A 15637-nucleotide genomic window follows, 5' to 3' on the forward strand; every position below is an offset into this window, starting at 1 on the left:
GAGACAGATGACCTCGACCCGCGTTCTTGTCGTACTGACTGTGACCATGCTGGTGTTCCCCATGGCGGCGATCGCCGATCTGAGACCCACGAACCTCCGCTGCGAGTACCTGATCAATCCGCTGGGCATCGACGAGGCCCGGCCGCGGTTGAGTTGGGTGCTCGAGTCGGATCAGCGCGGGCAGAAGCAGACCGCCTGCCAGATCCTGGTTGCCGCCAGTGAGGCGAGTCTGGCCGCTGACGAGGGTGACCTTTGGGACAGCGGCAAGCAGGTCACCGCAGAGACCGTCGGGATCGAATATGCGGGCAAGCCGCTTCGGGCCGGCCAGCGAGTCTGGTGGAAGGTCCGCGTGTGGGATAAGGATGAGCGCCCCGGCCCCTGGAGCGAACCGGCGTGGTGGGAGATGGCCCTGCTGTCGCCGAAGGATTGGACCGGCGGGTGGATCTGCCGCGATGAGCCCGACGCGACCAGCGGCGAAGACCTGTACAAGGAGAACCCCGCCCCCCTGCTCCGCAAAGAGTTTACCCTCAAGGCAAAGGTGCGGCAGGCACGGGCGTATGTCAGCGGTTTGGGCTACTACGAGCTGCACCTCAACGGCCGCAAGGTCGGCGACCACGTTCTCGATCCCGGCTGGACGGCCTACGGCAAGCGAGTGCTGTACAGCACCTATGACGTGACTGAACTGCTGCGAGAGGGCAACAACGCCGTCGGTGCCATCCTCGGTAACGGCTGGTACAACCCGCTGCCGCTGCGGATGTGGGGGCACATCAACCCGCGCGAGCACCTGACCATCGGCCGGCCTCGGCTGATCCTGCAACTGAACATCGAGTACGAGGACGGCTCGCACCAGTCCGTCGTCACCGACCCGACATGGAAGGTTGGCGACAGCCCGATTCTCAAGAATAGCATCTATCTCGGCGAAGTCTACGACGCCCGCGCCGAGCAGGCCGGGTGGGACTCGCCCGGCTACGACGACGGCAAGTGGGCAGCGGCCGTGCAGGCCAAGGGCGAGCTCGGACCATTGCAGGCTCAGACCTGCCCGCCGATCCGCGCGACGCGCACGGTCAAGCCGGTGAAGATCACCGAGCCTAAGCCCGGCGTGTTCATCTTCGACATGGGCCAGAACTTCGCCGGCTGGGTCACGATGACCGTCAGCGCCCCGACCGGGACTGCGGTCAAGCTGCGTTACGGTGAACTGCTCTATCCCGACGGCACGCTCAACGTGATGACCTCAGTCTGCGGTCAGATCAAGCAGGCCGGCATCGGCGGCCCCGGCGCCCCGGAGGTGGCGTACCAGTCCGACACCTACATCACCAAAGGCGGCAGCCCGGAGCGCTACACGCCACGGTTCACCTTCCACGGCTTCCGATACGTCGAAGTCACCGGCCTGCCGTCGGCCCCGACGCTCGATATGCTCGAAGGCCACGCCCTCAACTCCGACGTCGCCACCGCCGGCTCATTCTCCTGCTCGAACGAGCTGTTCAACCGCATCCAGGAGATGATCCGCTGGACGCAGCTCAGCAACATGTTCAGCGTACAGTCCGACTGCCCGCACCGCGAACGGTTCGGCTACGGCGGCGACATCCTGGCCTGCGGCGAAACCGCCCTGCTCAACTTCGATATGTCGCGTTTCTACGCCAAGACCGTCCGCGACCTGCAGGATTCGGTCCGGCCCAACGGCGGCTTCACCGAGACCGCTCCGTTCGTGGGCATCGCCGACTCCGGCTTCGGCGAGGGCAGCGGCCCGATCGAGTGGGGCACGGCTCACCCGCTCCTGCTGTGGCAACTGTACCAGTACTACGGCGACAAGCGGCTGATGGCAGAGCAGTACGACGCGGTTGCGAAATGGATCGAGTTGCTCAAGTCCAAGGCGGTCGACAACATCATCGACAACGGCCTCGGCGATCACGAAACGCTGGTGCCGAAGATGATCCCCCTGACCGGCACGGCCTTCTACTACTACAACGTGTACCTGATGTCACAGATCGCGAGGATTCTCGGCAAGAATACAGACGCCGACGATTACGCGAGACTGGCCGGACAGATCAGAGATACGTTCAACTCGAAGTTCCTCGATGCCCGGACCGGCGTCTATGCCTCCGGTACACAGTGCTGCCAGTCAACCGCGCTGTTCATGGACCTCGTGCCCGAGCAGAGCCGCAAGGCAGCGATCGATGCTCTCGTCAAGGACATCACCGAGACACATAAAGGCCACCTCAGCACGGGCATCTTCGGGACGCGTTTCATGCTGATGGCCCTGAGCGACCTCGGCCGTGCCGACGTGGCCTATACCATTGCCAACCAGAAGACCTTCCCCGGCTGGGGTCATATGCTCGAAAACGGGGCGACAACCCTGTGGGAACACTGGGAGTTCAGCGACAACGTCTTCTCGCACAACCACCCGATGTTCGGCTCGGTGGGTGAGTGGTTCATCAAGTACCTGGCGGGCATCCGCCCCGACCCCCAGGCGGTCGGCTTCGACAGGATCATCCTGCGGCCGTGTCCTGTCGCTGACCTGACCTGGGCCAAGGGCCGGTACGACTCCATCCGCGGCCCGATCGTCAGCGACTGGCGCATTGAAGGCGACGATTTCCACTGGAAGGTGACCATCCCGCCCAACACGACGGCCACGGTGCACATCCCGGCCCGCTCGCCCAACTCCGTGACCGAAGGCGGTAAACCCGCCGCGAAAGCCGAAGGCGTGGTGTTCCTCCAGATGTCCAAGGGGTCGGCCGTCTGCCAGATCGGCTCAGGCAACTACTCGTTCATCTCGAAGGGATTTTGGAAAGCAGATTGATCCCTCCTCCACAATCGGCGTTCGCGGTTTCCTGAGTAGGCCGCACCGTGCCGTAAGCCACCCGGCCGTGCAGTTCGAGCGGCCGCAGCGCATTTGACGGCTTGCGACGGCTTCTGCCATATCCTTCGTGCGAGCCACGTTCGTTTCGCGACAAAGCGGGGCAGATTTAGGATCCAAGTGATGCCTGGAGACCGCCGAAGTCGGATTGATCCACGTCGCCGTCATGGTCGAGATCGGCGCCGTCGCAGTCGCCCACCGGCGGACCGCTGGCCGGTCCCGTCAGGCAGGCGCGGAAGATATTGACGTCCTCCGAGTCAACATTGCCGTCGTAGTTCAGATCGGGGTCCGCCAAACCGGCCAGGTATTGAGCATGCGAGGTGATGATCGCGTCTAGAGCGGCGTCCTGAGGCAGGAACACTCCGTTGCCGTCATCCCACGAGGCCGTGGGGTCGTCGAGGATCATCCACAGCGCGGTTCCGGCAAAGGCTCCGCCGCCTGCCGCGGAGCCGGCACAGGTCTGGTAATACAGGTCGCGGAAGAACTGCTCCCGCACGGTTGTCGGCCCGCCGCTGGTTCCTGTGCCGAAGTTGTCGCGAGGAATCCCGAATTCGTCCATCATCAGCGGTTTGCCCAAAACATCGCGGGCATCATCCATGCGCTGCTGGAGATACCGCTCAGCCTTCGTCATAGCCGCAGAGGTGCTGCCGATCGGGTCCCAGCCCCAGTTCTGAGGCCAGATGTGACAGGTCGCATAATCGATGGTTGCGTGCTGGTGGTTGTCGATAAAATCCTGCCCGTAGACCGACATCCAACTGTCGGTATTGCGGTCCGCGTGCCCTTGCCCGTAAAAACCCTCGATGCCGGTGCTCACCATGTGGTTGGGATCCAGGCTCTTGATATAAGCGCTCATCTCGCCCATCCAGGCGTTCAGCGTGGCCGAAGCGGCGGAGCTGCAACGGGCCTCGTTGGTCAACTGCCAGGCGAAGATGGTCGGGTCATCGCGATAGGTCCGCCCGTTAACCGTGTTCACGCGGTTGACCAGCAAGGCAGCCAGTTCCTTGAACCAGGTGCGGATGGTCGCGTCGGAGTAGAAAGCATCGTGGTTTACCGCTCCGAACCGCCAGAGGGTGTATCGATTCATCCCGCCGTAGTCTTCCCAGTTGTTGACCAGGGTAAGCACCACGCGGATTGCGCGCAAGTCCGCCTCGGCCAGCGTCTGATCGAGGGCAACCAGCGTCGCCGGATCGATGAAATCGACCGGCCGTTCGTTTGGGCCGAGTCGTCGGGCAGGCGCACACTGCAGGCAGCCTGCCTTCTCAACCTGGTCCTGAAAAGCCCACGTTCGCAGCACGGTCAGTGAGCGCGCCTGCATCTCGTCAAGCACTTCGTCAGCGCCGGCATGACCGGTGCGGCGATGGATCATCTGGTAGTAGCTGTTCGTGCCCGCCACGTAGATCCGCCGCCCGTTGAGCACGAAATGAGTGCCGTCACGGCGGACGAAACCGCGGTTCTCCGCCCGAGTTGGAACCAGGAAGGGATCCATGAGCATTAAGGCCAGGATGCCCGCCGCGAAGCGACAACTCGCCGGCATTCGCCTGTCTCCTTCCCCGTCGAGGCGGGGCCGACTATTGATCCGCCGGACACGGCTGTCATAGCCGCCCCGCACCTGTTTCTCACACTCCTATCTTACCCTGAAGGAAGGCCGATTTCACCCGGAGGCAACCGTTTTTGCCCGGTCGCCGCGCATCCGGTAGAATCCGGCCGGCCGACGAGACCGCGGATCGAGGGTTGAAGGTCGGCCCCTTTTCTTCTCAGGAGCCCTGCGAATGATAGCTGCTGATGCGAGCACGCCGCCGTCCCGCACCGTGTTCGGACATCCCGCGGGATTGTTCACGTTGTTCTTTGCCGAAATGTGGGAAAGGTTCTCCTTCTATGGGATGCGAGCCCTGTTGGTCCTGTACATGCTGAAGGGGTTCCTCGAATACGGCGACAGCGACGCTTACGCCGTCTACGGCTCCTACTGCGCGCTTGTCTACATGACACCGTTCTTTGGGGGAATGCTGGCCGATCGGCTGTTGGGCGCACGCCGCGCCGTGGTTCTCGGCGGGCTCTTGATGGCCGCCGGGCACCTGATGATGACGGTTCAGACCGGTGTGGGCTTCTTCAGCGCATTGGCTTTGCTGATCTGCGGCAACGGCTTCTTCAAGCCGAACATCTCAACCATCGTCGGCTCGCTGTACCCACCGGGTAGTCCCCGGCGCGACGGCGGTTTCACCATCTTCTATATGGGTGTCAATCTCGGGGCGGCAATGTCGCCCCTGTTGTGCGGCTACATCGGCGAGACGATCGGCTGGCATTACGGCTTCGGCTTGGCCACTATTGGAATGCTTGTCGGTATCGCGGTTTTCGTGGCTCCCTCACTCGTGTCGCAGGTTTCGATGTTCTTCCTGGCCCTGGCCGCCGCATTCAACATCTTTGTCGTATCGGACATGAAGCTGCCGAACGAAGCGTTTCGGATGTATCCGAATTACGTCCTCCTTGCCGCCCTTGTGCTGGCCGGCTGGCTGACGTTTCGCGAACTCGGGCAGGGCAGGATTCGCGAGTCGCTCTCGAGCGCCTGGCTCGCACGAATTGTCATCATGGCAGGGGCCATTGCGGCGGCGGCGGTTCTTTTCTGGCAACACCCCGACAACCCGTTCTCGAGCGCCGTCAATGTGTTCGTCGGATTCTCGCTCCTGGTCGCCGCCGTCGTGGCCTGGGTGGCCCTGGGACGCGGCGGCCTGCCCAAGGAGGCCGGCGCACCACCCGACGTTGAACGTCTTCGTCGCCCCGTTCTCGGTTTACTCAGTGCCGAATCGGCCGTGTATCTGGGCACCCTGCTGTCCGTGAGCGTCTTTGTGCTTCTGGTTTCGGGATTCGCCGTCTTCAGAGTCGATCTGCGTCCGCTGACGCTGATATCCGACGAGTACACCAGGCGGCTTGCGACCAGCGAGCACGCCCTCGTACAGATTCTTGCCGTCTTCGTTCAGGAAATGAGCCGGCCGGCCGGACTGGCACTGTTGCTCGCGGGCCTGGCGGCCATTGTCTATCTGGCCCTCGAGGTCTTCCGGCTCGACAGGATCCCCCGACAGCGGATGTTCGTCGTGCTGATCCTGACCTTCTTCCAGATGCTGTTCTGGGCGTTCTTCGAGCAGGCCGGCAGTTCCGTCAACAACTTCACCGATCGCAACGTGGACCGGGTCATCGAGGAGTACCGCATCACGGCCGACCAAGTCGGCCGGACAATCGAAATCCAGCCCACCCAGGAACAGCTCGGCTACCACAACGGCAGTCAACTCTTCACCCTGAACATCCTCGATCAACTGCGCAAGGAGAACAAGGACAAGCCCGACTTTACCATCACATGGGAAGTCGCAGAGGACAATGTGGGGATGGGCGTGGCCGGTCGCGTCGCCGAGATCCCGACCAGCACGTTTCAGTCGGTCAACCCCATCTTCATTCTGCTTTTCGGCCTCCTGTTCACCGCCCTGTGGGGTTTTCTGGGCAAGCGGGGCTGGGAGCCGAGCACGCCGGTCAAGTTCTCGCTCGGACTGCTTCAACTCGGATTGGGTTTTGCCGCCTTCTGGTACGGTGCCCAGACCTCGAACGAGCGCGGTATGGTGCTCCTTGCGTGGCTGTATCTCGGCTACCTCCTTCAGACCACGGGCGAACTCTGTCTCTCGCCCGTGGGCCTGTCGATGATCACCAAGCTTTCACCCGGCCATCTGGTCAGTACGGTCATGGGCACCTGGTTCCTGGCCACCGCATACTCGCAATACCTGGCGGCGATCATCTCCCAGTTCACGGGCGTCAAGAGCGACAACCAAGCAGGCGGAATGGTGATCCCGCCACCGACGGAGACGGTTCACCTGTACGGGAACGTTTTCGGAAAGATCGCCATCGCGGCCGTCATTTCCGCGCTCATCTGCTTCGCTCTGGTGCCGCTGCTCAAACGCTGGATGCACCAGGAGCAGCAATCGGAGCCCACGACTCAGGCTTAGCGGGGTGCGCAGGAAGGTGGGGCATGCTCGGAGCCGCCGAAGGCGGCGGAGACCTGCCGATCCAAGCTGCATCCTTGTCGCCGGCGGCAAAGGGGCTGACAATGGTTGCATTCGCTGGGCCGCCGTGTGGAGGTTGCGACCGATGACCCGCCGAAGGCTTCTGCTGATTGGCTTGCCGTCTCTGCTCTCTCTCGTCACCGTCGCCCAGTCGGGCGAGAGGGTGCTCTACGAGAAGAAGTCCCCCTACAACCTCGTGGTGGTCACCGAGGATGACCGCGGACTGCGCAGCCTGCTGTTTGAGCGGGGTGGAGCCCGGCAGAGTGTCGTGAAGGTCGGAGATCCGGACCACATCGAACTGCCCTACGCGAAGGTGATGCTCGTGGGGCTCGGTCTGGTGAAACCGCCCAAACGCGTGCTGGTCATCGGATTGGGCGGCGGCACGATTCCAGGCATCCTGCACAAGCATTATCCAAACACGATGATCGACGTCGTCGATATCGACCCGGACGTCGTCAAGGTGGCCAAGGAGTTCTTCGGCTTTCGCGAGGATGCCACCATGCGCGTGCACGTGGCCGACGGACGCCGGTTTGTCGAACAATGCGAGGAACCCTACGACATGGTTTTCCTTGATGCTTACGGCGACGAGGAAATTCCCTATCACCTGGCGACGCAGCAGTTTCTCGAGGCCGTACGCCGTGCGCTGAACCCCAGCGGCATCGTGATCGCCAACCTCTGGAGCCGCGGCTTGAATCCGCTCTACGACTCGATGGTCAGAACCTACCAGCGCGTCTTCGCCAGCGTCTATTTGCTCGATGTTCGGGACACGGGCAACAGGATCGTCGTCGCCCTGCCACAGGAACAGCGACTCGAACGTCGCACCCTGGCGAGAAAGGCCAGGGCGGTATCGAGAAACAAGCGATTGAAGTTCGATCTGGGGGACCTTGTCATGCAGGGCTTCCGGCAGGAACCGGAGGTGGATCCCGATGCGCCGGTTCTCAAGGACAAGGTTCCGACCACAACTGCGGCCTCGCAGCCGGTCGGATAGCGGATCCCGCACCGTCAGACGGGCTCGTCGTCGGCTTCTTCGACGTAGGCGGCCGGTTCGTCCGGCTGCTCCTGTCTTCCTCCGACGAAGCCGGCCTGTGCTTCCAGACTTCGCCCGGAGCCCTTTACTACCACCGATCCCTCCCCGAGGACCCCTTCCATCGCGCGGCGGAAGTCTGCTGTCGGCGTTACCCCCGTTCGCCCGTTCGCACGCAGCGTCACCTTCAGGTTACCGGAGGTCAGCATTTCGATCAGCACCGTCCGGTCGCCCCGGAATCGATCGAGCGTGTCGCGAACGCGCTTGAGCAGGGAGGCTTCAGCCCCGACGCAGTTGACCTTCAGAAGCACCGACGAACTGAGGCGCTCGTCGCCGAATTCCATCGGAATCACTTCCGTCGCCTTCAGCGACGGCTCTTCCCGCCTGCGGTCCACGCGACCTTTGAAGAAGACCAGGGATTCCGGCGCCAGTTGCGCCTGATACTTCTCCAGGTCTCTGGAAAAGACCATGACCTCCACCTGTCCCCACAAATCCTCGAGCGTGAGGATGGCCATTTTCGAACCGGCGTTGCGGCCGCTCTTGGTCAGCATCGTGCGCATCCGGCTGATCAGTCCGCCGAGAATGACCTCCGCACCGTCGTCGTAGCGCTTCAGGTCGCTCGTACGGGCGGTGGCGTACTTGAGCAGCGTTTGCTCGTGCGAGGTGAGCGGGTGCCGGGTCACATAGAACCCCAGTGTGGCCTTCTCGTGGGCCAGCATCTCCGCCTCGCTCCACTGCTCGCCTGGGATGCGCGGTTCCGCTCGCGGCACGAGCCCACCGGGGCCGCCGAACAGGGATAACTGGCCGCAACGCCGGTCGGCCGCTGCCGAGCTCCCCGCCGCGATGGCGTCGTCAAGAACCATGGTCAGCCCCTTGCGGGTCGCGCCGGTCGAGTCGAATGCACCGCACTTGATCAGCGCATCCAATACGCCCCGATTCACCGCCGACAGGTCCACCCGCTCGCAAAAGTCGAAAATCGACTTGAACGGCCCACCTTCGCTCCGTGCCGCCCGAATCGCGCTCACCGCCTTCTCGCCCACCCCCTTGATGGCCTGCAATCCAAAACGGATCTCGCCCTTGCCCCGCTCGGATCGGATCACCGTGAAATCATTATCCGACAGGTTGACGTCCGGCGCCGACACCCGGATCCCCATCCGCTTGCATTCCTCGATGTACTCGACAACCTTGTCGGTCGAATCCATTTCGAGCGTCAGCAGCGCCGCCATGTACTCGGTGGGGTAGTACACCTTCATGTACGCCGTCTTGTAGGCCACCAGGGCATAGCCGGTCGAGTGCGACTTATTGAACGCATATCCGCCGAAACGCAGGATGTCCTCAAAGATCTCCTCGGCCGTCCGGCGCGGGACTCCCTTCTCGGCGCAGCCCCTCACGAACGGCTCGCGCATCGACTCGATCATGGCCGTCTTCTTCTTGCTGATCGCCTTGGCCAGCCGGAATGCCTGTTTCAGCTCGATTCCTCCCAGCCGGTTCACCAGCCGCGAAACCTGCTCCTGATACACCAGAATACCGTAGGTCTCCCTGAGCACCTCGGTCATGATCGGGTGCGGAGTGCTCCATTGCTCGCCGTGCTTGCGGGCCACGTACGCGTCGATGTGCACCATTGGGCCGGGACGATACAGGGCGTTGGCCGCAATCAGGTCCTCGATGCGGTTCGGCTTCATCTTCATCACCACGTCCCGCATTCCGCCCGATTCGAACTGGAAGATGCCCTTGGTCTCGCCGCGAACGAAGAGCTGATAGACGTTCTGGTCGTCGAGTTCGATCCTGTCGAGGTCCAGGTCGATCCCCTGCTGTTTCTTTACCAGTTGCCTGGCCCGCTCGAGAACGGTGAGCGTCTTGAGGCCCAGAAAATCCATCTTCAGCAGCCCGCACGCCTCAACACTTGGCCCGTCGAATTGCGTGATCACCTGATCGGTGCCGGGCGGCTGGTACAGCGGGATGAAGTTCTCCAGCGGCTCGTCGCAGATCACCACGCCGGCCGCGTGCACCCCGGTGTGTCGCGACAGCCCCTCCAGTCGCCGGGCGACGTCGATGACCTTGCGGATCTGCTCGTTATCCGAGTAAAGCCTGCGAAGATCGGGCTCCTTCTCCATTGCCTTGTCGATGGTCATCTTCAGCTCTTCGGGAATCAGCTTGGTGATGGCGTTGGTTTCCTCGAAACCGAGACCCAACACGCGCCCGACATCCTTGACCGCCGCCCGCGGCTGCAGGGTCCCGAAGGTGATGATCTGGGCCACCTGCCCGTACTTCTTCCGCACGTAGTCGATGACCTCTTCCCGGCCCTCCTGGCAGATATCAATGTCGATATCCGGCATCTCGTCGCGGTCAGGGTCCATGAACCGCTCGAAATACAAGCCGTATCGCAGCGGGTCCGGCGCCGAAAGGCCCAGGCAGTAACCTACTACCGTCGAGCATCCGCTGCCCCTGGCTCCGCTGGGAATCCCCCGCGACCGGGCGTACTTCACGAAGTCCCACACGATCAGGAAATAGCTGCAGAAGCCCTTCGATGAGATGACCTCCAGCTCGTAGTCGATTCGCTCGCGGATCTCGTCGGTGATTTCGCCGTATTTGGCTCTGGCCCCCTCGTAGACGAGCTCTCGCAGGTATTCACGGTCGCTCTTGCCGCCCGGCACGCGGTACACCGGGGCATGCGTCTTGCCGAACTCCAGCTCAACGTTGCACATGTCGGCGATGCGCTGGGTGTTCTCCAGGGCCTCGGGGACGTCCTTGAACGTTTCCCACATCTCCGCCGGCGACCGCAGATAGAACAGGTTCGAAGGCAACCGCATCCGGTCATCGTCCGTCAGCCTCTTGCCCGTGCTGATGCAGCAGAGCACCTCGTGGGCTTCGGCATCCTCGACATCCAAATAATGCACGTCGTTGGTCGCCACCAGACCCACGCCGAGACGCCGGGCGAGGTCGATCATCGCCGGATTGACCACCTTCTGCTCGTCCATCCCCTGGTCCTGGAGCTCCAGGAAGAACCCGTCCTCGCCGAGAATGTCGAGATAGGTGCGGGTGATCTCCTCGGCCGCCTGCACGTCGCCTCGCAGCAGGGCCTGCGGTACCTCGCCGCCCAGGCACGCACTCATGCCGATGAGGCCCTCACGGTGGGCCTGCAGCACCTCCTTGTCGATCCGCGGACGATAGTAGAACCCCTCGCGGTAGGCGATCGAGGCGATCTTGAGCAGATGGCCGTAACCCGTTCGGTTGCGCGCCAACAAAAGGAGGTGATAGCTGGCTTCTTGAATGCCCCGCGATTCGCGCTCCCGCCGGTCCCCCGGGGCCATGTACACCTCGCACCCCAGAATCGGCTTTACCCCTGCCTTGACCGCCGCCTGGTAGAAAGGGACCACCCCGAACAGGTTCCCGTGGTCGGTCATCGCCACCGCCGACGAGCCCTGCAGCTTGGTCTTCTCAACCAGATCCTTGATTCGCACCGCCCCGTCCAGCAGGCTGAAATGCGTGTGAACGTGCAGATGTGTGAATTTCCCCGGCGACATCCCTGCCACTCCTGTCAAACCCCGCCTCGAACAGCCTGTGTGAAAACCAACGAACCCGACCGGTAGGGCGGTGTCGAGGTCGCCAAGGCGACCGAGACCTGCCGTATCACTCGGCGGGTGCCCCACCTGCTTCTTGCAGGTGGGGGAGCGATGATCTCGTCCTTCCGACCCGCCCCGGGTACCACCGGAGGCTTGCCCGCCAAGGTCTTTTCCCGCTGGACCGGAACACGGGCAGGCAAGAGACCCGAACGACTCGCCTTCCCATTCGTGCTGTTCTCTGCTGGACCGATCTTAAAGACCCCGATCAGTCCCTGGCAAGCCTTCCAGCCCATTCCGCAGCGGCGACCTGTGAGTTGTCAACCGTTCTTCAATTCATCCTTTGCCCCTCAGCCCTCTCCCGGACCCCGAGTCTCCCACCCCTTCAATTGATCCTTCATCCATCCGCCTTATCCTGAACCCCGAACCCTGAACCCTTGACGCCCCAGCCGTCCTGCCGCTATATAACATCATGGTCAACGATACCCGCAAAGTGGCCGAGCGAATGAACCGGTCCGGATATCCCGGCTCCAAGATCACCGGCGAAGGGATCACCTTCGACGACGTGTTGCTGATCCCGGCACGGTCTTCCGTCATTCCCCGCGTGGTGGACGTGCGCAGCCGCCTGACCCGGAACATCCCCATCAACATCCCGCTGATCTCGGCCCCCATGGACACGGTCACCGAATCGGCCTTGGCTATCGCCCTGGCCCAAGAGGGCGGCATAGGTATCATTCACAAGAACCTCTCCATCGAGGCCCAGGCACGCGAGGTCTATAAGGTCAAGCGGTCGGAATCGGGCGTGATCATTGATCCCATCACTCTTCGCCCCAATGACACCGTCGGCCGGGCCCGCGAGATCATGAACCTGCATAACGTGTCCGGTGTCCCAATTACGGACGACGACAGCAGGGTCCGGGGCATCTTGACACGCCGAGACCTCAAGTTTCTCCCGCCCGCCTCCAACGACATGGTCATTGAGCAGGTCATGACCAAGACCAATCTGGTCACGGCCGCTCCCGATACCACCCTCGAAGACGCGGAGCGGATTCTGAACCGGCACAAGGTCGAGAAGCTGCTGCTGGTTCACAGCGACGGGAGACTGGCCGGCCTGATCACCATCCGTGATATCAATCGCAGCCGGCTCTACCCGACGACCTGCAAGGATTCTCGAGGCCGGCTTCGCGTCGGGGCTGCCGTCGGCGTACACGACTATGAGCGAGTCGAGGCTCTGATTGCCAACGACGTTGATGTCATCGTCGTCGACACCGCCCACGGGCACAGCGATAACGTCATCGAGACCGTTCGCAACATCCGTAAGAAACACAACATCGACATCATCGCCGGCAACATTGCCACCGGCGAGGCTGCCCGCGACCTGATTGACGCCGGCGCCGATGCGGTCAAAGTCGGTATCGGTCCCGGATCCATCTGCACCACCCGTGTGGTCAGCGGTGTCGGCGTGCCGCAGGTTTCCGCCATCATGAACGTGGTCGCGGTGGCCGAGCCCGCGGGCGTACCCGTCATTGCCGACGGCGGTATCCGCTATTCGGGCGACATCACCAAGGCCATCGCCGCCGGCGCCAGTTCCGTCATGATCGGCTCGCTGTTCGCCGGTCTCGATGAGTCCCCCGGCCAGATCGTGATCTGGAAGGGACGTCGCTTCAAGGAATATCGCGGAATGGGTTCGCTTGGCGCAATGGTCAGCGGCAGCGCCGATCGTTATGGTCAAGGCGGCGAGACCAGGGCCGATAAGCTTGTCCCTGAGGGTGTCGAGGGTCGTGTACCCTACCGAGGCCAGCTCGCCGAATTTGTTTACCAACTGGTGGGCGGCGTGCGGGCCGGCATGGGCTACTGCGGAACGCCGACGGTCGAGGAGCTTCGCTCCAAGGCCTGCTTCATTCGCATCTCGCCCGCCAGCGTGATCGAGAATCACCCCCACAACATCACCATCACCCGTGAGGCTCCGAACTACGCCATCGATTACCAAGTGGAGCAGCCACTATGAAGACTTCCGCACGCCTGATCGCAACCGCGCTAATCGTCGCCGCCGCGTCCGTGGCCTGCAACCAGCCGCCCGCCGTCAATCCGTGGGCCGACGACGCCATCGGCAAGGAGGCTCGCACCACCCCCAGCCGAGACGGCTTCCTTGCCGCAGGCCCCGAACCGGTGATTCGTAAAAGGACCTTGCCCGAATCCGAATTGCGATTGGCCGACGGCGCGGTGCCCCACTACCCCTTGTGGTGGCAGGATCCGTTCGTGGATAAGGGCGACATGGACGACGCCTTCGCCTGGACCTGGCAGGACTATCTCCACATGCCATACGGCTTGGGTCGCTTCATCCTCAATACCTGCGCCTTGCCGGTCAGCGTCGTCGTGCATCCGCCCGGCATGCCCATGGTTAGCGACGGGATCGTCGGCAAGGACCACGACGCAAAACCCGGAAATGCGCCCAACCCGACGGCGACCCCCGCCGATTTCGGCCATGTCGCGCAAACCCAGCCCGCTCCGGGCTCCTGATCGGGAAGCAACCGGCAGGTTTGACCCCCGCCACGGGAATGATCTACAATGCCGTTTTCGGGACCGGTCCTCCAGACCCGCAGAATGGCTGGGCCGCCTGTTCCAGCCCCGGTTGAGGAGTCTCTGATGAACCTTGTCTTCCAACCCGTCGCGTGGACGTTGGGACCGATGGAGATTGTGATCATCGGCCTGGTGGGCTTGTTAATCTTCGGAAAACGGATCCCCGACCTGGCCAAATCGCTCGGCCGCAGCATCGTTGAGTTCAAGAAAGGCCTGCGCGAGACCGAGAACGAGGACCCCAAGGCCCTGGGCAACGACCAGGCCGATATCCTCCCGCCACCGGAAAAGCGAAACAATAACACCGCCCACTGAACAAACGTTACACTTCCAGCGCCTTGTCCTCCACGCAGTGATCGGCAACCTCCACCCCGCTTGAGGTCAGTCGAAACCATCGCTTGCGCCACGAAGTCATCCGGGCATCCTCTTCCGTGTCGGCGACGATACGCTGCACGTAGCCCTTCTCACATAGATACGCGAGGTCTTTCTTGAGCTGATCCCACTCAAGTTGCGGAAATACCGCCAGCAGCGTCCGCAGAACCTGGTCACCCTGCAGCGCTGCCGGATACAACATCTTCAACGCCACCAGCACCTCGTTCCGCACCCGCTTGATCTGCCGCACGCCCCCGTTCCTGCCCATCGCACCCTCCTCCCTTCAGCATCGTGCAATTCGCGCGCCCCAATGCGCAGTCCGTCAGATCGCAGATCCCCAATCTGGCATCTCAAATCTGAGATTTCAAATCTCTGATCATCCCCCTCCAACCCTCAACTCCGCGGCCGTCAACCCGTCATCTGCAGTCGTCGTTGGGACTTCTTCATTCGGGCTCGCCACGCCATAGCCCGGACGAAGGCCGGTCACTGATGGGTCATTGGCATTCTTGCTCGGCCCGGAATCCTTTCCGGGCCGCACCCTCTGCGGAATCCGTTCCGCATTTCCGCATTTCATGAACCAATGACCATCGGAATCGTCAGCAGGAAGGTCCCAGATGAGAATCTGGGACCAGCGGGTCGTTGATCGGTCATTGGGATCGGGTCGTTGGTCACTTCCCAATGGAGGCCGTAGTGTTGACCCGCTCTACTGCCCTCTCCCCCGCTCCCGTCAGCCTCCGCACCAACTCCACCATCGCCTCCGTCGCCCGGCCGATCTCCGTAGCCAGACCTCGTTCGCCGTCAAGCTCCGCCTGGATGCGCGTGACCAGTTCGGTCAGCCGCTCCAGCCGCTGTCGGGCCAGCATCGACTCTCGCAGCCATTCTTCCTTCGTTGTGAACTCGCGGTCGCATTCCGCCATCCGCTTCACCAGATTGTCCAGTGATGCCTCGATAATGTGAATTCTCCGCGAGATCTCCGAAGTTGTTGTCGCCTGTTGTTCGCGAATGGCCCGCAGGTACAGCGTGATCATCCCCAACGGGACGCCCACCAGCGGCGACAACACTCCTACCAATACCCCAACCTGCTCCCATCCCATCGCCGTGCCTCTCTGCTCTCTGTCGCCAGGCCCTGCCCGTGCCCCATCCCTTGCTGGGCCCGGAATCCTGTTTTTGCCAGGCCCGGAATCCATTTCTCGCTAGGCCCGGAATCCAT

Annotated in this window: 10 protein-coding genes; 6 read left to right on the forward strand and 4 right to left on the reverse strand. The window is 62.4% G+C overall.

The annotated features are described in order from the left end of the window. Positions 1 to 7 precede the first annotated feature (7 nt). Complete coding sequence (locus PLL20_14430; protein ID HPD31185.1) at positions 8 to 2797, forward strand: family 78 glycoside hydrolase catalytic domain; 2790 nt, start codon at positions 8 to 10, stop codon at positions 2795 to 2797. A gap of 166 nt (positions 2798 to 2963) precedes the next feature. Here the strand turns inward: PLL20_14430 and PLL20_14435 are convergent, their stop codons facing one another. Continuing rightward, entirely contained in the window at positions 2964 to 4388 is a 1425-nt protein-coding gene (locus PLL20_14435; protein HPD31186.1) for a cellulase family glycosylhydrolase, read from the reverse strand. 235 nt (positions 4389 to 4623) lie between these two features. Between PLL20_14435 and PLL20_14440 the strand changes: the two genes are divergently transcribed. Next, entirely contained in the window at positions 4624 to 6837 is a 2214-nt protein-coding gene (locus tag PLL20_14440; GenBank protein ID HPD31187.1) for an oligopeptide:H+ symporter, read from the forward strand. 142 nt (positions 6838 to 6979) lie between these two features. Then, a complete protein-coding gene (locus PLL20_14445; protein ID HPD31188.1) occupies positions 6980 to 7882 on the forward strand; it encodes a fused MFS/spermidine synthase in 903 nt (300 codons plus the stop codon). 14 nt (positions 7883 to 7896) lie between these two features. On the opposite strand, the gene PLL20_14450 is transcribed toward PLL20_14445, so the two are convergent. Then, complete coding sequence (locus tag PLL20_14450; protein ID HPD31189.1) at positions 7897 to 11442, reverse strand: DNA polymerase III subunit alpha; 3546 nt, start codon at positions 11440 to 11442, stop codon at positions 7897 to 7899. A 541-nt stretch (positions 11443 to 11983) separates the two neighbouring features. Here PLL20_14450 and guaB point away from each other — a divergent pair. From guaB to PLL20_14465, 3 genes are all read left to right on the forward strand, one after another. After that, entirely contained in the window at positions 11984 to 13486 is a 1503-nt protein-coding gene (gene guaB, locus PLL20_14455; protein HPD31190.1) for an IMP dehydrogenase, read from the forward strand. Further along, positions 13483 to 13998 (forward strand): hypothetical protein, encoded by a 516-nt coding sequence (locus tag PLL20_14460; GenBank protein HPD31191.1) that lies wholly within the window; start codon positions 13483 to 13485, stop codon positions 13996 to 13998. Before guaB ends, PLL20_14460 begins: the two co-directional genes overlap by 4 nt. 126 nt (positions 13999 to 14124) lie before the next feature. Further along, on the forward strand, positions 14125 to 14370 hold the full coding sequence (locus tag PLL20_14465; GenBank protein ID HPD31192.1) for a twin-arginine translocase TatA/TatE family subunit: 246 nt from the start codon (positions 14125 to 14127) through the stop codon (positions 14368 to 14370). A gap of 7 nt (positions 14371 to 14377) precedes the next feature. Here PLL20_14465 and PLL20_14470 read toward each other — a convergent pair whose 3' ends face one another. Both PLL20_14470 and PLL20_14475 read right to left on the reverse strand, forming a co-directional pair. Further along, positions 14378 to 14695 (reverse strand): hypothetical protein, encoded by a 318-nt coding sequence (locus tag PLL20_14470; protein HPD31193.1) that lies wholly within the window; start codon positions 14693 to 14695, stop codon positions 14378 to 14380. Positions 14696 to 15095: 400 nt separating this feature from the next. Beyond that, positions 15096 to 15521 (reverse strand): hypothetical protein, encoded by a 426-nt coding sequence (locus PLL20_14475; protein HPD31194.1) that lies wholly within the window; start codon positions 15519 to 15521, stop codon positions 15096 to 15098. Between the last annotated feature and the right edge of the window lie 116 nt (positions 15522 to 15637).

The sequence above is a fragment of the Phycisphaerae bacterium genome, assembly GCA_035384605.1.
GTDB lineage: Bacteria > Planctomycetota > Phycisphaerae > UBA1845 > PWPN01 > JAUCQB01.